Raw genomic sequence first — 22,035 nt, forward strand, 5'->3', positions numbered from 1 at the left:
CCAGCGGAAACCGGCCATGATGAAGCCCGTGAACCCTCGAGTGCTGGTGGTGGACGACGAGCCCGGCGTGCGCAAGGCGCTCCAGCGCGGGCTGCGCGCGGAGGGCATGGACGTGGTCACGGCCGCCGACGGGCCGGCCGGTCTGCACCTCGCGCGCACCGGCGCGTTCGACGTGGTGCTGCTCGACATCATGCTGCCCGGGCTGTCCGGCTACCGCGTGCTGGAACGGCTGCGCGCGGAGAACGTGGTCACGCCGGTGCTGCTGCTTTCGGCCAAGGACGGCGAGGTCGACCAGGCCGACGGCCTCGACCTCGGCGCCGACGGTTACCTGGTGAAGCCGTTCTCGTTCGTCGTGCTGGTCGCGCAGGTGCGCGCGACGCTGCGGCGCGCCGGCCCGGACGCCTCGCGCGGCACGGTGAAGCTCGGCGCGCTGGAGGTCGACCGGGCGCTGCGGCAGGTGCGCTGGAACGGCGCCGAGGTGCCGCTCAGCCCGCGGGAGTTCGCGCTGCTGGAGGTGCTGGTCGGCCGGGCCGGCACGGTGGTGACGAAGGACGAGCTGCTGCGCGCGGTGTGGGGCGAGGAGCAGGCCGTGACGCGCAACCTGGTCGAGGTCTACGTCGGTTACGTGCGGCGCAAGCTCGACGCCGTGGGGGCGGGCGCGCTGCTGCGGACCGTCCGCGGGCACGGCTACCTGGCCGCGGACCCGCAGCCGGACGAGGTTCGGTGATCGGCTCGCCGTCCTGGTGGCGCGGCCGTTCGCTGCCGGTCCGCATCACCGTGCTCGCCACCACGATCACCCTGGCCGGCCTGCTCGGGCTGGCCCTGCTGGCGGCGGACCGGCTGGAGCCGCTGCTGGTGGATTCCGTCGACCGCGAGCTGACGGCCACCCTCGGCCCGGCTTCGGCCGAGGTCTCGGCCGGTCGGCCGCCGCCCCTGCGCGATCCGGTCACCGTGCGGGTGCTGGACATCGCCGGCGGGCCCGCCGACGGCCGTCCGGTGCCGCCGCTGGACCCCGCGCAGATCAGGCAGCTCAAGGCCGGTCAGCCGGTGCAGACCGGCAGCTCGCGCTGGCGCGGGCAGGTGGTCACCGAGCCGGACGGCACGCCCCGGCTGGTGCTCGCGGGCGCCGGGCTGGCCGGGTTCGGCGCGGCGGTGGAGTACGGCGGGTTCTGGCTGCTCGCGGTCGCGCTGGCCGGCGCCGCGGTCGCGGGGATCGCGACCTGGCTGGTGGTGCGGTTCGCGCTGCGGCCGGTGGCGCGGATGCGCGGGCTGGTGCGGTCGCTGCCGCCCGGCTCACGGCTGCCGCTGCCGTCTTCGCACGACGAACTGCGCGCGCTGGCCCAGGAGTTCAACGCCCTGCTCGTGCGCCAGGAGGAGGTGAGCGACCGGTTGCGCCGCTTCACCGGCGACGCCGCGCACGAGCTGCGTTCGCCGGTCGCGTCGATCCGGGTGCAGGCCGAGGTCGCCGTCACGAACCCGGATCCGGAGCTGGCCCAGGAGACGCTGTCGGACATCCTCACCGAGGCCGAACGGCTGTCGTCCCTTTTGGACGGGCTGCTGGCCCTGGCCCGCTCGGACGCGGGGGAGGTGCCGCCCGCGGAGCCGGTCGAGGTGGTGACCGAGGTTCGCGCGGCCGTCGGACGGCTGCCCGCCGGTTCGCCGGAGACCCGCGTGAGCACCGCCGTCGGGCAGGCCTGGGCTTCGGCCGCGCACGCGGAGGTGCAACTGGTGCTGGACAACCTCCTGCGCAACGCCGGCCGGTACGCCACCGGGCAGATCGTGGTCTCGGTGCTCGCTTCCCGCAGCGCCGTGCGCGTGGTCGTGGACGACGACGGGCCGGGCATCGCGCCCGAGCACCGCGCCAAGGTCTTCGACCGCTTCTACCGGGTGGCCGACGATCGGGCGCGTTCCTCCGGCGGCACCGGCCTGGGTCTGGCGATGGTCGCCGAAGCCGTGCGACGCCGGGGTGGCCGGGTGCGGGTCGGGGAGTCGCCGGACGGCGGGGCGCGGTTCGAGGTGTCGTGGCGGCCGGCGCGTTAGCCGCGCGCCGCTCCCGGCGGGCCGTGCGGAAAAGCGCCGGGGGAAGGCGAACCCGGGCTGCTCATTCGTGGGCGCGGCGGGTGCGGGAGACTGGGCCGATGGACGGGGTCATCGTCGGGGCCGCGCTGGTGCGCGACGGAAAACTGCTCGCCCAGCAGCGGGCGTGGCCGCCGCACCACGCGGGGCAGTGGGAGCTTCCGGGCGGGCGCGTCGAAGCGGGTGAGACCGAGGCGTTCGCGCTGGCGCGTGAGTGCCAGGAGGAGCTGGACGTCACCGTCACGATCGGGACGCGCGTCGGTGCCGAGGTGCCGCTGCCCGGCGGAAAGGTGCTGCGGGTGTACTCCGCCGCGCTGATCTCGCCGGGGGACGAGCCGCGCGCGGTCGAGCACACCGCGCTGCGCTGGGTCGGTCCGGACGACCTCGACGACCTCGACTGGCTGCCCGCCGACCGCGGGCTGATCCCGGACCTGCGCGCCCTGCTCGGATGACGCTTCCGCTCGGGCGGAAGCGCCACCCGAGGGCCCTTCAGCCGGCGCCGATCAGCCGCAGGGCCGCCGAAACGCGGTGCGCGCCCCGTTCGGCCGCTCTCGCGGCACCTGCCTTGCGCACCCGCTCCAGCTCCGCGACGTCGCCGAGCAAGGCCTTGGTGCGCTCCCGGATCGGCCGCAGCTCCTCGATCACGGCGTCGGCGACGGCGTCCTTGAGCACGCCGTAGGACGGGTACTCGTCGGCCAGCGCTTTCGGATCGCCGTCGGTGCACGCGGCCAGGACCTCCAGCAGGTTCGCGATCCCCGGCCGGGTTTCGGGCGCGTACGCGGGCACCGAGCCGCCGTCGGTGCGCGCGCGGCGGATCTTGCGGCGCACCTGGTCCGGCTCGTCGAGGACGAACACCACCCCGGCCGAATCGTGCGCGGACTTCGACATCTTCCGCGTCGGGTCGGCGAAGTCCTTCACCCGCGCGCCGGTCATCGGCAGCACGGCCGCCGGGACGGTGAACACCTCGCCGTAGGTGGTGTTGAACCGCTTCGCCAACGTCCGCGCCAGCTCCACGTGCTGGCGCTGGTCCTCGCCGACCGGCACCTCGTCGGCCCCCTGCAACAGGATGTCGGCGGCCATCAGCACCGGGTAGGTGAGCAGGCTCAGCCGGACCCCGGCCTGGCCGCCGGGTCTGCCGTCCGCACCGCCGCGGGCCGCCTTCTCCTTGAACTGGATCATCCGCGCGGCCTCGCCGTAGGCGCAGGTGCATTCCAGCACCCAGGTCAGCGCGCCGAGGTCCCGGGCGATGTCGGACTGCACGAACACGTGGTCCGGCGAGATGCCCGAGGCCACCAGCACCGCGAGCTGCTCGGTGGCGAGCGAGCGGAGCCGGGCCGGGTTGTGCTGGGTGGTCATGGCGTGCAGGTCCGAGACGAAGTAGAGGTCTTCGGGACCGCCGTGGGACGCCCAGCGGCGCACCGCGCCGAGGTGGTTGCCGAGCTGGGTGTGGCCGGACGGGGTGATGCCGGACAGCTGGACCATGGGTCTTTCCTCTCCCTGGGTGTGCCCCGGGAGGAGACCGCGCCACTGCGGGGAGGCCGCCCACCGGGGCGGCCTTCGCCGAGTTCTGCTCAGCTCGGAACTTCGGGGCCGCCGAGGGGCGGCCACCACTGGTTGTCCGGCGTGAGCACGGTCTCAGCCTAAGGCATTTCCGCGGGACACGGGGGCCGAACCGGTACTACCGTCGAAGCATGTTCGTCGTGCTGCTCGACTACGTCGCCCCCACCGAAGAGATCGACCGCGCCCTGCCCGACCACCGGGAGTGGCTCACGAAGCACTACGAGCAGGGGCGCTTCCTCGCTTCGGGCCCACGCGACCCGCGCGTCGGCGGCGTGCTCATCACCCGCTCGATGGACCGGGCGGAGCTGGACGCGATCCTGGCCGCCGATCCGTTCTCGGTGCGGGGCCTGGCCCGGTACGAGGTGATCGGGTTCTCCCCGACGATGACCGCGCCGGAGTTGGCCGACGAGGCCGTCCGGCCCTGATCGTCCGGGGTGGTGTGAGCAGACTCGCACTGTCATCCCCGACACGGGCGGCCGGACCGGCGGGCCCACCGATCGCGACCTCGGACACGACCTCGGACGGGGGCCGGCTCAGGCGACCCGGGCCAGGTCGTTCTTGGCCTTCTTCAGGGCCAGCACCGGGCACTTCTTGCAGCGTGGCTTGGACTGGCAGCACTTCTTCTTGATCTTGCCGGCCTTCATCAGCTTGCGCACGACCGCCCGAGGGTCGTCCGGCTGCTTCTTGCCCACGAAGGCTCCCTCGTCGCTGGTGACGTCCGGCTTTCCACCTTAGGTGAGCCTAACCGATCCAGGGGCATGGCGGTACTCACAGTTCGGCGGGAGGTACCATTGTGCAGTCCGCGTGTGGCCAAAGCCGGCCACGGAACCCGGAGTCGTGCGAAAGCGCACGGAACTCCGCCCGCGACGCGGCCGCCCACCCGCCTTTGAAGTTCAGGAGTCTTCGCGTGCCCGCAGCCAGCGCCACCGCCGTCGAAACCGGCCGCGCGTCCGGCAAGACCCGGCCCGACCTGCGCAACGTCGCCATCGTCGCACACGTCGACCACGGCAAGACCACCCTGGTCGACGCCATGCTCCGCCAGTCCGGCGCGTTCGCCGAACGGGCCGAGCTGGTCGACCGGGTGATGGACTCCGGTGAGCTCGAACGCGAAAAGGGCATCACCATCCTGGCCAAGAACACCTCGATCCACCGCCAGACGCCCGAGGGCCAGGTGACCATCAACGTCATCGACACCCCCGGCCACGCCGACTTCGGCGGCGAGGTCGAGCGCGGCCTGGCCATGGTCGACGGCGTCGTGCTGCTGGTCGACGCCAGCGAGGGCCCGCTCCCGCAGACCCGCTTCGTGCTGCGCAAGACCCTCGAAGCCGGACTGCCGGTGATCCTGGTGGTCAACAAGACCGACCGGCCCGACGCCCGGATCTCCGAGGTCGTCGAGGAGACCCACGACCTGCTGCTGGAGCTGGCCAGCGACATCGAGGACGCCGACCACGACGCGATCCTCGACCTGCCGGTGGTCTACGCCTCCGCGCGGGCCGGCAAGGCCGCCCTGGAGCAGCCCGCCGACGGCGAGGTGCCCGAGAGCGAGAACCTGGACCCGCTGTTCGACACCCTGCTGCGCCACGTCCCGCCGCCCGCCGCGGACCTCGACGCGCCGCTGCAGGCGCTGGTCACCAACCTCGACGCGTCCAACTTCCTCGGCCGCATCGGGCTGATCCGCATCCACGCCGGCAAGCTGCGCAAGGGCCAGACCGTGGCCTGGATGCGCGAGGACGGCACGACGCAGAACGTGCGCATCTCCGAGCTGCTGGTCACCGAGGCGCTCACCCGCGTGCCGGCGACCGAGGCCAGCGCGGGCGAGCTGGTCGCCATCGCCGGCATCCCGGACATCACCATCGGCGACACCCTGGCCGACCCGGAGAACCCGGTGGCGCTGCCCCGGATCACCGTCGACCAGCCCGCGATCTCGATGACCATCGGCGTGAACACCTCGCCGCTGGCCGGGCGCAACGGCGGGGACAAGGTCACCGCGCGGCTGGTCAAGGCCCGCCTGGACCAGGAGCTGATCGGTAACGTCTCGATCCGGGTGATCCCGACCGAGCGCCCCGACACCTGGGAGGTCCAGGGCCGCGGCGAGCTGGCGCTGGCCATCCTGGTCGAGCAGATGCGCCGGGAGGGCTTCGAGCTGACCGTCGGCAAGCCGCAGGTGGTCACCCGGGTCATCGACGGCAAGGTGCACGAGCCGTTCGAGCGCCTGTCCATCGACTCGCCGGAGGAGCACCTCGGCGCGATCACCCAGCTCCTGGCCGCGCGCAAGGGCCGGATGGAGCACATGGGCGGGCACGGCTCCGGCCGGCTCAAGCTCGACTACGTGCTGCCGGCCCGCGGGCTGATCGGCTTCCGCACCGACTTCCTCACCGAGACCCGCGGCACCGGCATCGCGAACCACGTGTTCGAGGGCTACTTCCCGTGGGCGGGCGAGATCCGCACCCGTCACAGCGGTTCCCTGGTCGCCGACCGCACCGGCCCGGTCACCGCGTACGCGATGATCCAGCTGGCCGACCGCGGCACCTTCTTCGTGGAGCCGGGCGCCGACGTGTACGAGGGCATGGTCGTGGGCGAGAACCCGCGGTTCGAGGACCTCGACATCAACATCACCAAGGAGAAGAAGCTGACCAACATGCGTCAGTCCTCCGCCGACGTGATGGAGACGCTGGCCCGCCCGCGCAAGATGGGCCTGGAGGAGGCGCTGGAGTTCTGCTCGGTCGACGAGTGCGTCGAGGTCGCCCCGGAGGTCGTGCGCGTCCGCAAGGTCACCCTGGACATCAACACCCGCGCCAAGGAGCGTTCGCGGGCCAAGAGCCGCGACCAGGGCTGAGCCGCCGGATCGAGCCGAAGGGCGCCGCCTCCCGCACGGGTGGCGGCGCCCTTCTTCGTGGGACGGCGACCGCGGATTTCGCGGGCCGGGGAACGGAACCCCGGGCCCCTCCCGGCCGTCCACCGGTTGGCGGTACCCACTCCGGTGTCACGGGGCTCGGCCGGATGTGGGAATCTCGGTGCCGGGCGGGGCCCGGACGTGGCAGCATGTCGTCGGACTTCGGGGCAGCGGAACGGGCGGAGGGACGAGAGCGTGCGGATGGGACGCAGGGCGGCGCCGGTGCTGGTGCTCGCGGTCGTGCTCCTCGCCGCTTGCTCGAACACCCCGCCGCCGCCGGTGGTGACCTCTCCCGCCGCGTCGAGCACCCCGCTGCTGCCCACCCCCTCGCAGATCGTGGTCGGGGTCGACGACGTGGTCGGCGGCTACAACCCGCACAACCTGGCGGACTCCTCCACGGTCACCTCCGCGCTCTCGCAACTGCTGCTGCCTTCGGTGTTCCGCACCGCCGACGACGGCACCCGCAAGCTGGACAAGACGCTGATGACCTCGGCCGAGGTCGTCTCCCAGGTGCCGTTCACGGTCAAGTACGAGATCCGGCCCGACGCCTCCTGGTCCGACGGGGCGCCGATCGCCACCGAGGACTTCATCTACCTGTACAACGCGATGAAGTCCGAGCCCGGCGTGATCGAGCCCGCGGGCTACCGGCTGATCTCCACCATCGACCAGCGCGACGGCGGCAAGGGCGTCGAGGTGACCTTCAGCAAGCCGTACCCGGCCTGGCCGACGCTGTTCGACAACCTGCTGCCCCAGCACCTGCTCAAGGACGCCCCGGGCGGCTGGCCGACCGCGCTGGCGTCCAGCTTCCCGGCCGTGGCGGGGCCGTTCGCGATCAAGACCATCGACACCGCGCGGGGCGAGGTGATCCTGCAGCGCAACGACCGCTACTGGGAGAAGCCCGCGGCCGTGGACACGCTGGTGCTGCGCCGTTCCGACCCGTCCGGCATCGCGACGGCGCTGCGCAGCGGCAACGACCAGTTCTCCGTCACCCGCACCGATTCCACCGGTCTGCAGTTGCTCAACGACCTCGGTCCGGCGGTCCGGCTGCACACGCTGGCCCGGCCGGTGGAGGCGAGTGTGCTGCTGCGGCCGGTGAGCGCGTCGCTGTCCAATACGGACGTGCGGGCCGGGGTGGCGGCCCTGCTCGACCGGTCGAAGCTGATCACGGCGGGCGCCAAGGGCGGCCCTTCGGCGACGCTGAAGGCCGACGCCCAGGTGCGGCCGCCGGCCGGCCAGGGCTACACGGCCACCATCCCGCCCGGCCCGCCCGCCACACCGGACCCGGCGAAGGCCGAGCAGCACTTCAAGGCCGCGGGCTACACCAAGGACGCCGGGGTGTGGCGCAAGGGGACCAAGACCCTGTCGCTGGTCGTGGCCTCACCCGGTGCGGCCGAGCCGTACGCCTCGATCGCCAAGGAGCTGACGGCCGAGCTGATCGCGGGCGGCGTGCAGGTCACGCCCGTCACCCCACAGCCGCGTGACCTGTTCTCCTCCCTGCTGGCGATGCCGGTGCTCGACGGCCAGCAGCAGGCGGGCCCGGACACGAACGGCAACGTCGGCGTCGACATCGCCGTGGTCCCCCAGTCCGTGGGGGGCGACCCGGCTTCGGTGCTCGCCTCGAACTTCGGCTGCGCCCCGGACCAGGCCACGGCGGACAAGACCAAGCCCGTGGTCCCGGCCAACACCGCCGGCCTGTGCGACGAAGGACTCCAGGCCACGATCGATTCCGCCCTCACCGGCTCCACCACCGTGGAAGAGGCGCTGAGGACGCTGGAACCGGCCCTGTGGGCGACGAACGTGATGATCCCGCTGTTCCAGGTGGCCGACACCCTCGCCATCGGCAAGGGCATCTCGGGCCTGACCGCGGGCCCGCCGATGGAGGGCCCGTTCGGCTCGGCGGTCAACTGGACCCGCGGCAGCAGCTAGGAGTTCCGGCCGCCCGGTGTTCGGGCCCAGTGGTGGGATTCCCCGGGGCGAAACCGAAAAGCGGCCCCGTCCACAGTGGACAGGGCCGCTTTCCCGGACGGAGCCGCTCAGATCAGCTGCAGGCTCTCCGCGAAGTGACAGGCCGTGGGGTGGCCCTGGCCGCGGTCGACCAGGGCGGGCTCCTCGGTCGAGCACTTCTGGCGGCCGGCGTCGTCGATCTCGTTGGCGAACTTCGGGCAGCGCGTGCGGAAGCGGCAGCCGGACGGCGGGTTGGCCGGGCTCGGCACGTCGCCGGTGATCACGATGCGCTGGCGGGTGCGCTCCTTGCGCGGGTCCGGCACCGGGATCGCCGAGATCAGCGCCTGCGTGTACGGGTGCGTCGGGCGGTTGAACAGGTCCTCGGCCGCCGCGGTCTCCACGATCTTGCCCAGGTACATCACCGCGATGCGGTCCGCCACGTGCCGGACCACCGAGAGGTCGTGCGACACGAACAGGTAGGACAGCCCGAACTCCGCCTGCAGGTCCTTCAGCAGGTTGAGCACACCGGCCTGGATCGACACGTCCAGCGCCGAGACCGGCTCGTCCAGCACCAGCACCTTGGGCTTCAGCGCGAGCGCGCGGGCGATGCCGATGCGCTGGCGCTGGCCGCCGGAGAACTCGTGCGGGAAGCGGTTGCCGTGCTCCGGGCGCAGGCCCACGGTCTTCATCAGGTCACGGACCTGCTGGCGGCCGCCGTCGTTGTACATCCCGTGGATGCGCAGCGGCTCGGCGATGATCTCGTTCACCGGCAGCCGCGGGTCCACCGACGCGTACGGGTCCTGGAACACGATCTGCATGCTGCGCCGCAGCCGCTGCAGCTCGCGGTTCTGCATCTTGCCCAGGCTGCGGCCCTCGTAGGTCACCTCGCCCGAGGTGAGCGGCTGCAGGGCCAGCGCCACGCGCGCGGTGGTCGACTTGCCGCAGCCGGACTCGCCGACCAGCGCCAGGGTCTCGTGGTCGTAGATGTCGAACGAAACGTCCGACACCGCCTGCACCGCGCCCGAGGTGCGGCGGAAGAGGCCGCCACCGCGGATGGGGAAGTGCTTGACCAGGTTCTTCGCGGACAGGACGGGCGTCCGGGCCGCCGTTGCCTCGCTCATGAGTTCGTCTCCGTGTCGCTCGCGGTGGCCTCGACGACGACCGGGACGGCCGCCGTGTCGGCCGAGGTGGCGCTGAACAGCTCGGCCGGGTCCCGGCCGACCACCTGGTCGGTGAAGTGGCAGGCCGCGTGCTGACCCCCGGGGCCGGCGGTCAGCGGCGGCTCCTCCTCGTCGCAGATCGGCTGCGACAGCGGGCAGCGCGGGCTGAACGGGCAGCCCGGCGGCATGTTCGTGGTGGCGGGCGGCGAGCCGGTGATCGGGGTGAGCCGCTCGGTCTTCACGTCGAGCCGGGGCAGGCTGCCCAGCAGGCCCAGGGTGTAGGGCATCCGCGGCTCGTAGAAGATCTCGTCGACCGTGCCGGACTCGACCACCTTGCCCGAGTACATCACGTGGACCCGGTCGGCCGCGCCCGCGATCACCCCGAGGTCGTGGGTGATCAGCACCATCGCCGCGCCCGTCTCCTGCTGCGCCGCCTTCAGCGCTTCGAGGATCTGGGCCTGCACGGTGACGTCCAGGGCGGTGGTCGGCTCGTCCGCGATGATCACGTCCGGGTTGTTGGCCATCGCGATCGCGATCACCACGCGCTGGCGCATACCGCCGGAAAGCTGGTGCGGGTACTCGTTCGCGCGCTGCGCCGGGTTCGGGATGCGCACCAGTTCCAGCAGCTCGACCGCCTGCTTGCGCGCGGCGTCCTTGCGGATGTCGTTGTGCGCGGTGATCGCCTCGGCGATCTGGTCGCCCACCGTGTACACCGGGTTGAGCGAGGTCATCGGGTCCTGGAAGACCATCGAGATGCCCTTGCCGCGGACCTTGTTGAGCTCTTTCTCGCTGGCCTTGAGCAGCTCGACCCCGCCGAAGCGGATGGAGCCGGACACCTGGGCGGTGCGGGGCAGCAGCCCCATCACGGCCAGCGAGGTGACCGACTTGCCCGAGCCGGATTCGCCGACGATGCCCAGCACCTCGCCGCGGCGCAGCTGGTAGTTCACCCCGCGGACGGCCTTGACCAGGCCCTCCCCGGTCGGGAACTGGACCGTCAGGTCCTCCACCACGAGGACGGGGTCGCCGCTCCCCGCCTGGGCCTCGTACTCGCTCATGCGCGCACCTTCGTCTGCTGGGGGTCGAACGCGTCCCGCAGGCCGTCCCCGATGAAGTTGATCGTCAGCGCGATCAGGATGATGAAGACGCCCGGGAAGTAGAACAGCCACGGGCGGGTGTCGACCGCCGTCTGCGCGGTGCTGACGAGCAGGCCGAGCGAGGTGTCGGGCAGCTGGACGCCGAAGCCCAGGAACGACAGCGCGGTCTCCAGGAGGATCGCGATCGAGACCAGGATGGTCAGGTTCACGATGATCGAGCCGAGCGCGTTGGGCACCAGGTGCCGGAAGATGATCCGCGCGTCGCTGGCGCCGAGGGCCTTCGACGCCTCGACGAACTCCTTCTCCCGCAAGGAAAGCACCACGCCGCGGGCGACCCGCGAGACGTAGGCCCAGTACAGCCCGCCGATGACCAGGGCGATCAGCCACCAGGTGCCGCCGGACTGGTGGGCCAGCACCGCGGCCACCGCGAGCAGCGGCAGGGTGAGCACCAGGTCGGCGATGCGCATCAGGATGGTGTCGAGCCAGCCGCGGTAGTAGCCGGCCACGGCGCCCCAGACGGTGCCGACGACCGTCGCGAAGATCGCGACCAGCACCGAGATCTGCAGCGAGATCTGGGTCCCGCGCATCACCTGCGCGAGCTGGTCGTGGCCGATCGCGTCGGTGCCGAACGGGTGCTCGCCCGAGGGCGGGGCCGAGTTGTCCGGCGTGATGGTGTCGGGGCCGTACTTCCAGAACAGCGCGCCGAGGTAGGCGAACAGCACGATCAGCACGAACACGATCAGGCTGATCATCGCCAGCCGGTGCTGCAGGAACCGCCGGAAGACCAGCTGGGCCTGGCTGCGCTCCTTGACGGTGAACTCGCGTTCGGGGGCGCCGGCCGGGGTGACCGACTCTTCCGGCGAGGTGTGGGAGCCGCCGATGGTGGCAGGGGGTCCCGCGAAATTGTCAGGCATACCGGATCCTCGGGTCGAGCAGGCCGTAGAGCAGGTCGGCGATGAGGTTGAGCAGGATGATGAAGGTCGCGGCGATGAGCAGCCAGGCTTCGACCACGTACACGTCGCTCTGCCGGATCCCGTCGAGCAGGAAGGTACCGGCGCCCTGCCACTGGAACACCGTCTCGGTCACCACGGCGCCGCCGAGGATCGAGCCGATGTCGAGCGCGGTCACCGTGGTCAGCGGGATCAGCGCGTTGCGCAGCGCGTGCCGGCGGGTCACCGTCCAGCGGGGCAGGCCCTTGGCCCGGGCCAGCCGGACGTAGTCGCTGTTGAGCACTTCGAGCATGGCCGCGCGCTGGAACCGGCTCCAGGCGGCGTAGCTGGTCAGGGCCAGCGAGATCGTCGGCAGCACCAGGTGCCCGGCGACGTCGGTGAAGTGGTCCCAGGCGCCGCCGGAGGTGATGATCGACGAGGAGCCGATCGTGTAGAAGATCTGGTCGCCGACGCCGGTGTTGATCGCGATGCCGATCTGCTTGAGCACGATCGCGAACCAGAACGAGGGCATCGAGAGGAACAGGAAGCCGAAGAAGGTGGCCGTGTAGTCGAACTTCGAGTACTGGCGGGCGGCGCTGATCACGCCGATGATCACCGCCAGGATCAGCGCGACCACCATGGCCAGCACGATCAGCCGCAGGGTCACCCCGAAGCGGACGATCACCTCGTGGCCGATGTTGAGGTTGGACTGGACCGACGGGCCGAAGTCGCCACTGAGCACACCGGTGATCCAGTGCCAGTACCGCTCCAGGATCGGCTGGTCGAGGTGGAGCCGGATGCGCTCGAGTTCGATGGTGCGCGGCGGCGGGGGCGGGTTTCTCTGGATGAGCGAGCTCAGAGGGTTCGCCGACAGAGAAACCATTACGAATACGACAAAAGTCGAAACGATCAGAATCGGCACCGAGACGAAGAGCCGGCGCAATGCGAAGGCAAGCATGGAGGTCTTCCTGCTCTGGACGGTGTTCTGCCGGCGACCGCCGCTGGGTGGTGGCAGGGCCGAGGCGGTGGCGGGGCATCGGGCGTACGGTTCGGGAACGGTAGAAAACGGGCAAAAGGTGAGGGGCCGGCTGGTGCCGGCCCCTCACCGGTTAGCGGGAATCTACCGGGTGGTGATCACTTGCGAAGCGCCCACTCCGACATGTTGTAGACCGGAGCGTCGAGCGTCGAGTTGTTCCGCAGGTTCGCGATCTTGTCCGACGCCGCCAGGAAGGTCGGCTTCTGGTACAGCGGCAGCACGTACGCGTCGTCCGACATGAGCTGGTCGGACTGGTTGAGCAGGGTCGCGGCCTTGGTCTGGTCGGGCTCGGTGTTGGCCTCGGCCATCAGGTTGTCGACCTGCGGGTTGGTGTACTTGCCGTAGTTGCTGCCCTGGCCGGTGCCCCACAGCTGCTTCGCGCCGCCGAACGGGAACGGCGAGGAGACCCAGGCGAACACGATGACGTCGTAGTCGCCGGTGGTCGTGGTGGTGCCGAGGTCGTCGGTCGAGGAGACGTTGACCTTGACGCCGAGCTGGGCCGCCGCCGAAGCGAACAGCTCGCACTCGTTCTGGCGGATCTGGTTGCCGACGGTGTAGCGGATCCGCAGCGGCGGGACGACCGCGCCCTTCGGGTCGGTCAGCGTGGTGCCGTTGAGCTTGTAGCCGGCGTCGGTCAGGATCTTCTTGGCCTTCTCGACGTCACCGGTGCCCTGGCCGGTCGAGGAGATGGTGTCCTTGTACCCGGCCTGCTGCGGCATGAAGTTGTGGTTGTTCAGCGGCTGGACCTTGTCGGTGAACTGGCCGACGGTCTTGGCGATCAGGTCCTTGCGGTTGACCACGGTGAACAGGGCCTGCCGGAGCGCCTTGTCCGACAGCGCCGGGGTCTTCAGGTTGAAGTCGAAGTGCTCCCACTGCAGGCCGAGGCCGACGTAGGAGGAGATGTTCGGCATGTTCTTGACCTGGTTGATCAGGTCGACCTGCGGCTGCGGGTAGATCGCCTGGACCTCGTTGTTCTGCAGCGCGGTCGGCTCCTGCGTGGCGTCGGTGATGATGCGGAAGATCACGCTGGCCAGCTTCGGCTTCGCGCCCCAGTACTTGTCGTTCGGGACCTCGGTGACCGACTGGTTGTTCACGAACTTCGAGATCTTCCAGGGACCGCCGGACCAGGTCGGCACGGTCGCGCCGAACCACTTGAAGGAGGCGGCGAGGCCCTCGGGGCTGGAGGTGTCACCGTGCTGGGCGGCCAGGTGCGCCGGGTACATCCCGCCCGAGGAGCCCCACAGCTTGCGCCAGTCGGTGAACGGCTTGGACAGGGTCGCGGTCACCGTCTTGCCGCCGTCCGAGCCGACGACCGAGGTGAGCTGGTCGTACCCGGAGGTGTCGGCCACCACGCAGTCCTTGCAGGCTGCGCCGTTCTGGATCTTCCAGTTGTAGATGAAGTCGTCGGCCGACAGCGGGGTGCCGTCGGACCAGACCGCCTTCGGGTTGATCTTGTAGACGATCGTCGTCGGGTTGGTCAGGTCCGCGGACTCGACGAAGTCCTTGTTCAGGACCGGCTTGAGGTCCGGGGTGGCGTAGAAGGTGTAGGGCAGGATGCCCTTGGTGACCTCACCGGTCTCGAAGACGTTGCCCTCGGCCGAGACGACGTTCCAGTTCGGGACGTTCTTCTCGATGGCGTAGGTGACATCGCCGCCGTCTTGCACCTGGTCGGCCGGGGCCGCGTTGCAGGTGTTCGGGTTCGCGTCGCAGTCGGCGAACGCCTGCCCGGTCTGCACCGCACTGTTGCCACCCCCGCCACTACAGGCGGAGAGCAGAAGGGCCGCGCCCGCGACGAACGCACCGAGCCTCACGGCGCGCGACCTTGTCGTCACTAACATTGATTCTCCTTGCTCGACGCCGTCGCGGGTTTGCGAGGCGACCTCTTCCTGACCGCAAGCTTCGATGTAATCGAGTTTGCTCACCGTAGTCGTGCAACTTAGGCAGTGGACAGCCGTCAAAACTATCGATCCGGACACTCTCAGTGAGATTGTGATGGAACAGCAATCTCGTCTTGCCTAGCTCCAGCCCCGTTTCTGCGGCTGATCGACTACTTTCGGTAGTCGATCGTGTGGCTAAACGGATGAACGGCCCGAGTTGTGCACGGCCCGGGTGGGGCATTCGCCCGAGCGACGTTAACGGACGCCTTCGCTTTTGTGGACCCGTCGAAAGGATCAGTCACACGGCCGTGACAGAACCCGGAGTGAGGAAGAATTAACCTGATCGGTGTGATCCGAAAGCTGCTGCTGGTCCACGCCCACCCCGACGACGAGAGCATCACCACCGGCGGCGCCGTGGCGCGCTACGCCGTGGAGGGCGCGGAGGTCTGCCTGGTCACCTGCACCCTGGGCGAAGAGGGGGAGATCGTGCCGCCGCGGCTGGCCCGGCTGGCCGCCGGCGCGGCCGACCAGCTCGGCGGCTACCGCTCGGGTGAACTGGCCGCCGCGTGCGCCGCGCTCGGCGTGACCCGCCACGAGTACCTCGGCGGCATCGGCCGCTGGCGCGACTCCGGCATGGCCGGCACCCCGGCGGCCGAGCACCCGCGGGCCTTCGCCGGCGGGCTGATCGACGAGCAGGCCGCGCAGCTGCGGGCGCTGATCGACGAGTTCCGCCCCCAGGTCGTCGTCACCTACGACGCCTTCGGCGGGTACGGCCACCCGGACCACATCCGCGCCCACGACGTCACCATGGCGGCGGCGCCCGGGGCGGAGCCGGTCGAGCGCGTGTTCCACGTGGTCCCCTCGCGCCGGGCGGTCGACGCCGGGCTGGCGGAGCTGCGCGAGGCCCGCTCCTCACCCTTCCGGGTACCGGCGCCCGATGAGCTCCCGGGCACCCCGGATGAGAAAATCGACACCGTGCTCGACATTTCGGCCCACCTCCCGGCGAAGCTGGCGGCCCTGCGCGCCCACGAGACGCAGCTGACGGTCGTCGACAGTGAGGTGGTCCACTTCGCGCTGACCAACGACATCGCCCAGCCGATCCCGCGCGCGGAGTGCTTCACGCTCGCGCACGGGAACCCGGCCGGCGCCGCGACCGACCTGTTCGGCGGACTCTGACATGGTGAAACCGCTCTCCGGCGACCGGTGGCTGATGCTGGTCCTGCTCGGCCTCGACGCCGTGGTGCTGGGCGTGCTCGAACTGTTCTTCCTCCCGCTGCGGGTCGGCCCGCTCGACGTGGTGCCGCTGCCGCTGACCGTGCTCGTGGGCGCGCTCAGCACCCCGTGGCTGGTGCTGACCGCGGGCCGGCTCGTGCGGCCGGGGCTGTCCTGGGTGCCGCTGGCGGTCTGGGTGGTCACGGTGCTCGGCGTCGGGCTGTTCGGCCCGGGGGGCGACCTGGTGCTGGTGCAGGACTGGCGCGCGCTGCTGCTGCTCGGTGCCGGCGCGCTGCCGGCGGCGATGGTGCTCGGCGGCGGCCTCGGCCGCGCCACCGCGGACCGGGCGGTGGCCCGTGGCTGACCCGATCTCCGACCGTCAGCTCGTCGCCGTGCTGCGCCCGTTCGTCCGGGCGTCGGCGCCGATGCTGGACGCGCTGCGCGAGTCCGACCCGTTCGGCCTCCAGGCCCGCGCCCGCGCGGCCGGGCACGACGAAGAGTTCGGCGACGCGGGCTTCAAGAAGAAGGTGCTCGACGCGTTGACGTCGGTGAAGGTGCCCGGCACGGCCGCGTGGGCGGGGATGGACATCGACCAGCGCGCGGCCTGGTGGGTCAACCGCGTCGGCCGGTTCACCTCGGTGCTCACCTCGATCCCCGGCCTCGGCGGCGCGCTCGCCGACCGGCTCCCGGTGCAGGACACGCTCGGCGCCGCGTCCCAGGGGCTGGTGCTGTGCGCGATCGCGGGGGAGTACGGCGTGACCGACGTGGGCAGCCGGGTCCGGCTGATCGCCGCGGTGCTCTTCGAGCGCGAGCTCGACCCGGCGCTGGCCGACGGCAAGCACGCCGCGCACGACGAGTCCTCAGAGGACAGTGAGGCGCAGAAGCTCACCGAGGAGCTGTCGGACTCCCAGCGCAAGCACGGCCGCGTGACGGTGAAGGCCGTCGCCGGCACGCTCTGGCGGCTCGGGCGCTCGCTCTGGGGCATCACCGGGGAACTGGAGAAGCGCCCGCGCGGCCGCTTCTACCACCGCGCCCTCGGCCTGCTGCCGGTCGTCGGCGCGGCCGGGGACTACCTCGGCGAGCGCCACGGGCTCAAGCAGGTGTGGAAGCGCGCGCACGCGTGGCTGATGGCCAACTCGCGCTGGGCCGCTCCCTGAGTTCAGTGCTGCCAGAAGAAGAAGGCGTACTCGCCGATCCCGCTGGCCGTCTCACTGCCGCCGAGCACGCCGAAGATCACGTTGGCCACGTGCCTGAGCAGGTTCGACACCGCCCGGAAGCCGAACAGCAGCGCGAACAGCACCAGCGGCGCCCACGGCCGCACCCGCGCGCCGAACGCCCGGGCCTGCGGTGAGAGGTAGGGCTCGATCGCGCCCCAGCCGTCCAGTCCCGGGATCGGCAGGATGTTGATCAGGAACGTCATCACCTGCAGCAGCGCGAGGTAGGACAGCCCGTAGAACAGGCCGTGGGCCATCGGCACCAGCGCGACCACCAGGCAGAGCGCGGCGCCGACGCCGAGGTTGCTCAGCGGGCCGGCCAGCGAGACCCACATCGAGGTGGCCCGCGTGCGCAGCGCGCCCCGGTTGATCCACACCGCGCCGCCCGGCAGCGGGATGCCGCCGATCAGCAGGAAGATCAGCGGCAGCAGGATCGACAGCACCGGGTCGGTGTACTTGCGGACGTCGAGGTCGAGGTAGCCCTTCTCGGCGATGCTGCCGTCGCCGCCGCGGTAGGCGACGATGGCGTGGCCGAACTCGTGCAGGGTCAGCGAGGCGATCCAGCCCGCCGCCACCAGCAGCACCACCCCGGCGATGAACATCGGGTCCTTGCTCCCGAGCAAGGACGAGGAATCGCCGTAGGCGGCCAGGAAGCCGCCGAGGATGGCCACGGCGAGGATGCCGAGGAAGACCGGGCTCGGGCGCACTGCTGATCTCTGCACCCCACCAGTCTTCCGTATGCCCGGTGTGAAGTCTCCGGCGTGTCCCCTTGCGCAGCGGGCGAGAGGTATCCCCCGAACTCGCTACTCCGCTTGACCTGACCGCACTACACAGGTGTAATCACAGAGATGTCATTCGCCGTCGAGAGGGGACGGCGGGTGTCGTTTCACCACCGCCAGCCTGGGGAGTGCGTAGGAGCGAGGAGGCGGACGTGCGGTTGGAAGCGGACAACAAGGAGTGGGGGCACGTCGTGGGTTGGGGAGAGAACCCGGAGCAGCAACTGGGCGATCTCACCGACCTCTTCGATGCCGGGGAACAGGAGCAGGACTGGCAGGAGCGCGCCCTGTGCGCGCAGACCGACCCGGAGGCGTTCTTCCCGGAGAAGGGCGGCTCCACCCGGGAAGCCAAACGGATCTGCCTGGGCTGCGAGGTCAAGGACGAGTGCCTGGAGTACGCCCTCGCGCACGACGAGCGCTTCGGCATCTGGGGTGGTCTGTCCGAGCGGGAACGGCGAAAGCTGAAGAAGCGCATCATCTGAAGGGGAGCCGCGGCGAGGGGTGGAGTGGGGTTCACCGAGGGCGTGAACCGGCTCGCCGCGGCGGGGTCTTCCGGGAGCCGATGGGCAGGCCCGCTCCCCGCACCGCGCGGGCGCCCGGCCTCGTGAGGTCTGAGGGCGGCTCGCGGTCGGAATTCCTTGTTTTCACCGGTTTCCTGGGCTTGGTGTGCCGGGTCGCCGGTGTGAGCCATCGTCAGTGTGACCAAGTCGAGGTTTGATCGGCGGTGTCACGGGGTAAGCCGGTGCGGTCGGCCAGGCTTGGCGGTGGGGTCGGCGGACGAAACCGGGCTCACCTCGTGGGTCCGGTCTGCGTTGTGTCGTGGGTCCTGTGCCGTGGGTTCGGCTCCGGGCGGTGGGGTGAGGCCGTAGGGTGGCCGCACCCGTCCGCCCCCTGCCCAGGAGTGGTTGTTGACCCGCACCGTCGCTCCGTCCGCCGTGCGGACCCAGCCCGTTCTGGCCATTGTGGTCTGTCACAACGGGGAACAATGGCTGCCGCTGGCCCTTTCTTCCTTGCGCCGCAGCACCATCCGGCCGCGGCACGTGCTCGCGGTCGACACCGGTTCGACCGATCGGACCGCCCGGCTGCTGGCCGAGGCGGCCGACCCCCACGGCGTTGCGACGGGGCCCGACTCGCCGCCGGTGCTCTCCGGGGTGATCACACTATCGAGTGAAGTCGGCTTCGCTGCGGCGGTCGCGGCCGCGGTCGCGCACGCCGTCGAACGCTGGGGCGACCCCGGCGCGTGGCTGTGGATCCTGCACGACGACTGCGCGCCCGAGCCCGACTGCCTGGAAGAGCTGCTGCGGGCCGCGGAGGACGCCCCCTCGGCGAAGGTGCTCGGCCCGCTCGGGCTCGACTGGGCCGACCCGCGCCTGGTGGTCGAGGCCGGGCTGTCCACCGACGCGTCCGGGCACCGCCAGCAGATGGCCGCGGCCGACGGCGGGCCGAGCGAGGTGCTCGCCGTGCCCAGCGCGGGATCGTTGGTGCGCCGGGAACTCTGGGCGGACCTCGGCGGCTTCGACGAGGGTTTCCCGCTGCTGCGCGAGGATCTCGACTTCGGCTGGCGCGCCAACGCCGCCGGCGCGCTCGTGCTGTCCGTGCCCGACGCGCGGCTGCGCCACGCCCGCGCCCTCACCACCGGGCAGCGCGCACCCGACGCGGTGCCCTCCTCGCTCGCCGCGCTGAACCGCGCCCACGGTCTGCGGGTGTTCCTGGTCAACTGCTCGCCGTTCTCGTTCTGGCTCGGGCTCGTCCGGCTGCCGATCCTGCTGGTGCTGCGCGCCCTGGTGTTCTTCGTGCTGCGCCGGACCACGGAGGCCGGCGCGGAGCTGTCCGCCCTCGCCTACCTCGGCCGGGGCCGCGGAAACCTGCGGGGGGCGCGGGCGCGACGACGGGAGACCCCGCGCCCCGGCACCGTGCGCGGACTCTTCACCGGACGCCTCACCCGGCTGCGCAACGCCGTGCGCACCGGCGTGGTCGGGCTCGTGCGCAAGGGCTTGGAGAGCGAACTGGCGCTCGGCACGGTCCCCGAGGGCGTGCGGCAGGATTCGGCGTGGATCCCGCCCGAGGCCCTGGCCGCGTCCGCCGGCCGCCCGGTCGGGCCGGACGCGCTGCCCGCCGGCGCGCTGCGCGGGCTGAGCGCCCGTGGGTCCGGGCTTCGGCGGCCGGGCACCGTCGTCGCGGTCGCGGTGCCGGAAGCGCCACCGCGGGCGGAGGCGCCGGACACCGAAGACGGCACCGAGCCGGCGGAAGACGCCGAGCGGCCGTCACCGGTGCCGCGCCCGGCCCCGCCCGCGCCGGAGCCGGAACTGGTCTTCGTGGAGGTGAACCGGAAGCGGGTGCTGGCCGCGACCGTGTTCGCGCCGCCGTTCGTCCTCGCCGTGGTGCTGACCGGGCTCGCGCTGGTGGTCAACGCCGGACGGCTCGGGCTCGACCTGTCCGGGGGCGCGCTGCTGCCGGTCGGCGGACTGGGCGAGATCTGGTCGGCCTACCTCTCGCCGTGGCACGCGATCGCCGGCGGCACGGGCGCGCCGGCGCCGGCCACGCTGCCGGTGCTGGGCACCATCGGCGCCGTCTTCGCACCGATCGGCGGACCCGCCGCGCTGGTCGCGATCCTGCTCATCGGCGACCTCCCGCTGGCCGGGCTGAGCGCGTACGCGGCCACGCGCAAGCTCCCCGTGCGCCGATGGGTGCGCGCGGTCGTCGCGGCGACGTACGCGCTGCTGCCCGCGGCCACCGCGTCCGTCGCACAGGGCCGGCTCGACGTGGTCGTGGTGCACCTGGTGCTGCCGCTGGTGGTCGCCGGGATCGCCCGCCTGCTGACGCGGCCGGGCACGCGGTGGCTGCACGTCTCGGCGCTCTCGGCGTTCGGCGTCGCGCTGCTCGGGGCGTTCTCACCGCTCGCGCACGCACTGGCCCTGGCCGGTCTGCTGATCGGCTTCGTCGTGCTGCCCGCCCCGACCGGGCTCGCGCGGCGGGTGGCGTCGGTCGGCATCGTGGTGATCCTGCCGCTGGTCCTGCTGCTGCCGTGGCCGACGGTGCTGCTGAAGCACCCGGAACTGCTGCTGCACGGGCTCGGCGGACCGGCCGCGCCCGCCTCCGGCACCGACCTGGCCGGGCCCACCCCGGGCGGGCCGGGCGCCTGGCCGATCGGTGTCGCGGTGCTGGCGGCGACGGTCGTCGCGCTGGTCGTCCGCCCGACCCGGCAGGCGGCCGGCGGACTCGCGCTCGCCGTGCTGGGCGTGGTCGGCCTGGTGCTCGTGCGGCAGGTCGCGGTGACTCCGTTGCCGGGCGGCGCGGCTTCGACCGGGTACACCGGCGTGCCGCTGCTGCTGGTCGGCGCCGGTCTGCTGTGGGCGGTGCTCGCCACCTGGCAGCGTGGCGGCTCCTCGGGCGTGCCCGCGCCCTGGCTGCCGAAAGCGGCCGCGATCGCCGGCGTCGTGGTGCTGGCCGCGCTGGCCGCGGGCGCCGTGGCGACCGGACACCAGGGTCCGCTGACCGCGCGGCCGAGGGCCCAGCTCGCGCCCGAGGTGGCGGCCGGGCTCGCCGCCTCCGGCCGCGCGGTGCTGGACCTGAGCCGGCCGGGGCAGCCGCCCCGCCAGACCGGCGGACGGCTGGCCCGGCTCGGCGACGACGAGCTCGCGCCCACGCCCGGCACCCCGGACCGGCTCGCCGGCTGGCGCCGCGACCTCGGCCAGGGTGACGCGAACGCGGTGAAGCGCGTCTTCGCCGCCGCCGCGGCCTCCGGTGTGCAGTACGTGGTGCTCCCGCGCGGTGCGGACCCGCGGGCGTTCGCCGCCACGGCGGCCGGACTGGTGGCCCCCGCCGCCCCGACGTCCGACGGCTGTCCGGTGCTCGAGCTGCTGCCCCGCTCCGGCGGGGTCGAGCTGATCTCCCCGGAGCTGGCCCGGCAGGCGGTCACGGGCGGGGACGCGCCGGGCGTGTCCTCCGGGGTCTCGCCGGTGGACGCCCGGCTGCCGGACGTCCACGTCCGCGTCTCGGACGGGCCGACCGGCCGCCTGCTGGTGCTCGCGGCCGAGCAGGAGCCGGGCTGGCAGGCGACGGTGAACGGCCGGGCGGTGCCGATCGTGCCCGCCTGGGGCCATCAGGTGGCGGTGTCCGTCCCGCCTTCGCCCTCGGAGGTCTCGGTGAGCTTCCCGGGCACGGAGCGGGGGTTGCTGCTGCTGGTGCAGCTGGCGGCGGTGCTGTTCACCGCGTTGACGGCGGTGCCGCCCCGGCGCCGTCGGGAGGGCTGAGGCGCCCGGTA

At 71.9% G+C, this 22,035-nt stretch carries 19 protein-coding genes; 11 read left to right on the forward strand and 8 right to left on the reverse strand.

The genetic code is table 11. The features are described from left to right. Nucleotides 1–16 precede the first annotated feature (16 nt). The 3 genes from NYF13_RS11405 (at nucleotide 17) to NYF13_RS11415 (ending at nucleotide 2,528) form a co-directional block, all read left to right on the forward strand. A complete protein-coding gene (locus NYF13_RS11405; protein ID WP_315656183.1) occupies nucleotides 17–727 on the forward strand; it encodes a response regulator transcription factor in 711 nt (236 codons plus the stop codon). Continuing rightward, the gene (locus NYF13_RS11410) at nucleotides 724–2,040 is read left to right on the forward strand and encodes an ATP-binding protein (protein ID WP_315656184.1); all 1,317 of its coding nucleotides are present in this window, start codon (nucleotides 724–726) and stop codon (nucleotides 2,038–2,040) included. The genes NYF13_RS11405 and NYF13_RS11410 overlap by 4 nt, the downstream gene beginning before the upstream one ends. Before the next feature lie 98 nt (nucleotides 2,041–2,138). Next, the gene (locus tag NYF13_RS11415) at nucleotides 2,139–2,528 is read left to right on the forward strand and encodes an NUDIX domain-containing protein (protein WP_315656185.1); all 390 of its coding nucleotides are present in this window, start codon (nucleotides 2,139–2,141) and stop codon (nucleotides 2,526–2,528) included. Nucleotides 2,529–2,565: 37 nt separating this feature from the next. Here the strand turns inward: NYF13_RS11415 and trpS are convergent, their stop codons facing one another. Further along, nucleotides 2,566–3,558: a tryptophan--tRNA ligase gene (gene trpS / locus NYF13_RS11420; protein ID WP_315656186.1), complete on the reverse strand. Its 993-nt coding sequence runs from the start codon at nucleotides 3,556–3,558 to the stop codon at nucleotides 2,566–2,568. Between the two features lie 209 nt (nucleotides 3,559–3,767). Here trpS and NYF13_RS11425 point away from each other — a divergent pair, with 209 nt between their 5' ends. Then, nucleotides 3,768–4,061, forward strand: a complete 294-nt coding sequence (locus tag NYF13_RS11425; RefSeq protein WP_315656187.1) for a YciI family protein — start codon at nucleotides 3,768–3,770, stop codon at nucleotides 4,059–4,061. Nucleotides 4,062–4,169: 108 nt separating this feature from the next. Here NYF13_RS11425 and NYF13_RS11430 read toward each other — a convergent pair whose 3' ends face one another. Then, a complete protein-coding gene (locus tag NYF13_RS11430; RefSeq protein ID WP_315656188.1) occupies nucleotides 4,170–4,328 on the reverse strand; it encodes a hypothetical protein in 159 nt (52 codons plus the stop codon). A gap of 215 nt (nucleotides 4,329–4,543) precedes the next feature. On the opposite strand from NYF13_RS11430, the gene typA reads away from it, so the two are divergent. Continuing rightward, complete coding sequence (typA, locus tag NYF13_RS11435; protein ID WP_315656189.1) at nucleotides 4,544–6,472, forward strand: translational GTPase TypA; 1,929 nt, start codon at nucleotides 4,544–4,546, stop codon at nucleotides 6,470–6,472. 258 nt (nucleotides 6,473–6,730) lie between these two features. Next, nucleotides 6,731–8,455: an ABC transporter family substrate-binding protein gene (locus NYF13_RS11440; protein ID WP_315657309.1), complete on the forward strand. Its 1,725-nt coding sequence runs from the start codon at nucleotides 6,731–6,733 to the stop codon at nucleotides 8,453–8,455. Nucleotides 8,456–8,562: 107 nt separating this feature from the next. Here the strand turns inward: NYF13_RS11440 and NYF13_RS11445 are convergent, their stop codons facing one another. The 5 genes from NYF13_RS11445 to NYF13_RS11465 all read right to left on the reverse strand — a co-directional run bounded on the left by NYF13_RS11445 (nucleotide 8,563) and on the right by NYF13_RS11465 (nucleotide 14,530). Further along, nucleotides 8,563–9,594: an oligopeptide/dipeptide ABC transporter ATP-binding protein gene (locus tag NYF13_RS11445; protein ID WP_315656191.1), complete on the reverse strand. Its 1,032-nt coding sequence runs from the start codon at nucleotides 9,592–9,594 to the stop codon at nucleotides 8,563–8,565. Further along, the gene (locus tag NYF13_RS11450) at nucleotides 9,591–10,688 is read right to left on the reverse strand and encodes an ABC transporter ATP-binding protein (protein ID WP_315656192.1); all 1,098 of its coding nucleotides are present in this window, start codon (nucleotides 10,686–10,688) and stop codon (nucleotides 9,591–9,593) included. The genes NYF13_RS11445 and NYF13_RS11450 overlap by 4 nt, the downstream gene beginning before the upstream one ends. After that, nucleotides 10,685–11,641, reverse strand: coding sequence for an ABC transporter permease (locus NYF13_RS11455; protein ID WP_315656193.1), 957 nt, complete (start codon nucleotides 11,639–11,641; stop codon nucleotides 10,685–10,687). Before NYF13_RS11455 ends, NYF13_RS11450 begins: the two co-directional genes overlap by 4 nt. Further along, nucleotides 11,634–12,614 (reverse strand): ABC transporter permease, encoded by a 981-nt coding sequence (locus NYF13_RS11460; RefSeq protein WP_315656195.1) that lies wholly within the window; start codon nucleotides 12,612–12,614, stop codon nucleotides 11,634–11,636. The genes NYF13_RS11455 and NYF13_RS11460 overlap by 8 nt, the downstream gene beginning before the upstream one ends. Before the next feature lie 176 nt (nucleotides 12,615–12,790). Then, nucleotides 12,791–14,530, reverse strand: coding sequence for an ABC transporter family substrate-binding protein (locus tag NYF13_RS11465; RefSeq protein ID WP_315656196.1), 1,740 nt, complete (start codon nucleotides 14,528–14,530; stop codon nucleotides 12,791–12,793). A 378-nt stretch (nucleotides 14,531–14,908) separates the two neighbouring features. Between NYF13_RS11465 and mshB the strand changes: the two genes are divergently transcribed. Genes mshB through NYF13_RS11480 form a run of 3 tightly spaced genes read left to right on the forward strand, consistent with a single transcriptional unit; the run spans nucleotide 14,909 to nucleotide 16,938 of the window. Continuing rightward, on the forward strand, nucleotides 14,909–15,745 hold the full coding sequence (gene mshB, locus NYF13_RS11470; RefSeq protein WP_396287279.1) for an N-acetyl-1-D-myo-inositol-2-amino-2-deoxy-alpha-D-glucopyranoside deacetylase: 837 nt from the start codon (nucleotides 14,909–14,911) through the stop codon (nucleotides 15,743–15,745). A gap of 1 nt (nucleotide 15,746) precedes the next feature. Continuing rightward, nucleotides 15,747–16,145, forward strand: a complete 399-nt coding sequence (locus tag NYF13_RS11475; protein ID WP_315656198.1) for a hypothetical protein — start codon at nucleotides 15,747–15,749, stop codon at nucleotides 16,143–16,145. Next, entirely contained in the window at nucleotides 16,138–16,938 is an 801-nt protein-coding gene (locus NYF13_RS11480; RefSeq protein WP_315656200.1) for a hypothetical protein, read from the forward strand. Before NYF13_RS11475 ends, NYF13_RS11480 begins: the two co-directional genes overlap by 8 nt. Nucleotides 16,939–16,940: 2 nt before the next feature. Here the strand turns inward: NYF13_RS11480 and NYF13_RS11485 are convergent, their stop codons facing one another. Continuing rightward, entirely contained in the window at nucleotides 16,941–17,702 is a 762-nt protein-coding gene (locus NYF13_RS11485) for a site-2 protease family protein (protein WP_315657310.1), read from the reverse strand. A 293-nt stretch (nucleotides 17,703–17,995) separates the two neighbouring features. Here NYF13_RS11485 and NYF13_RS11490 point away from each other — a divergent pair, with 293 nt between their 5' ends. Continuing rightward, complete coding sequence (locus NYF13_RS11490; RefSeq protein ID WP_315657311.1) at nucleotides 17,996–18,253, forward strand: WhiB family transcriptional regulator; 258 nt, start codon at nucleotides 17,996–17,998, stop codon at nucleotides 18,251–18,253. 426 nt (nucleotides 18,254–18,679) lie between these two features. Further along, nucleotides 18,680–22,024 carry a glycosyltransferase family 2 protein gene (locus NYF13_RS11495; RefSeq protein ID WP_315656201.1) on the forward strand — a complete coding sequence of 1,115 codons (3,345 nt, stop codon included), beginning with the start codon at nucleotides 18,680–18,682 and terminating at the stop codon, nucleotides 22,022–22,024. Nucleotides 22,025–22,035: the final 11 nt, after the last annotated feature.

This window comes from Amycolatopsis sp. PS_44_ISF1 (assembly GCF_032335455.1).
Lineage (GTDB): Bacteria > Actinomycetota > Actinomycetes > Mycobacteriales > Pseudonocardiaceae > Amycolatopsis.

Coding starts and splice junctions, on each gene's coding strand:
- NYF13_RS11415 (WP_315656185.1), top strand. CDS start 2,139: ATGGACGGGGTCATCGTCGGGGCCGCGCTGGTGCGCGACGGAAAACTG.
- NYF13_RS11405 (WP_315656183.1), top strand. CDS start 17: ATGATGAAGCCCGTGAACCCTCGAGTGCTGGTGGTGGACGACGAGCCC.
- NYF13_RS11450 (WP_315656192.1), bottom strand. CDS start 10,688: ATGAGCGAGTACGAGGCCCAGGCGGGGAGCGGCGACCCCGTCCTCGTG.
- NYF13_RS11465 (WP_315656196.1), bottom strand. CDS start 14,530: ATGTTAGTGACGACAAGGTCGCGCGCCGTGAGGCTCGGTGCGTTCGTC.
- NYF13_RS11475 (WP_315656198.1), top strand. CDS start 15,747: ATGGTGAAACCGCTCTCCGGCGACCGGTGGCTGATGCTGGTCCTGCTC.
- trpS (WP_315656186.1), bottom strand. CDS start 3,558: ATGGTCCAGCTGTCCGGCATCACCCCGTCCGGCCACACCCAGCTCGGC.
- NYF13_RS11425 (WP_315656187.1), top strand. CDS start 3,768: ATGTTCGTCGTGCTGCTCGACTACGTCGCCCCCACCGAAGAGATCGAC.
- NYF13_RS11440 (WP_315657309.1), top strand. CDS start 6,731: ATGGGACGCAGGGCGGCGCCGGTGCTGGTGCTCGCGGTCGTGCTCCTC.
- NYF13_RS11455 (WP_315656193.1), bottom strand. CDS start 11,641: ATGCCTGACAATTTCGCGGGACCCCCTGCCACCATCGGCGGCTCCCAC.
- NYF13_RS11460 (WP_315656195.1), bottom strand. CDS start 12,614: ATGCTTGCCTTCGCATTGCGCCGGCTCTTCGTCTCGGTGCCGATTCTG.
- NYF13_RS11445 (WP_315656191.1), bottom strand. CDS start 9,594: ATGAGCGAGGCAACGGCGGCCCGGACGCCCGTCCTGTCCGCGAAGAAC.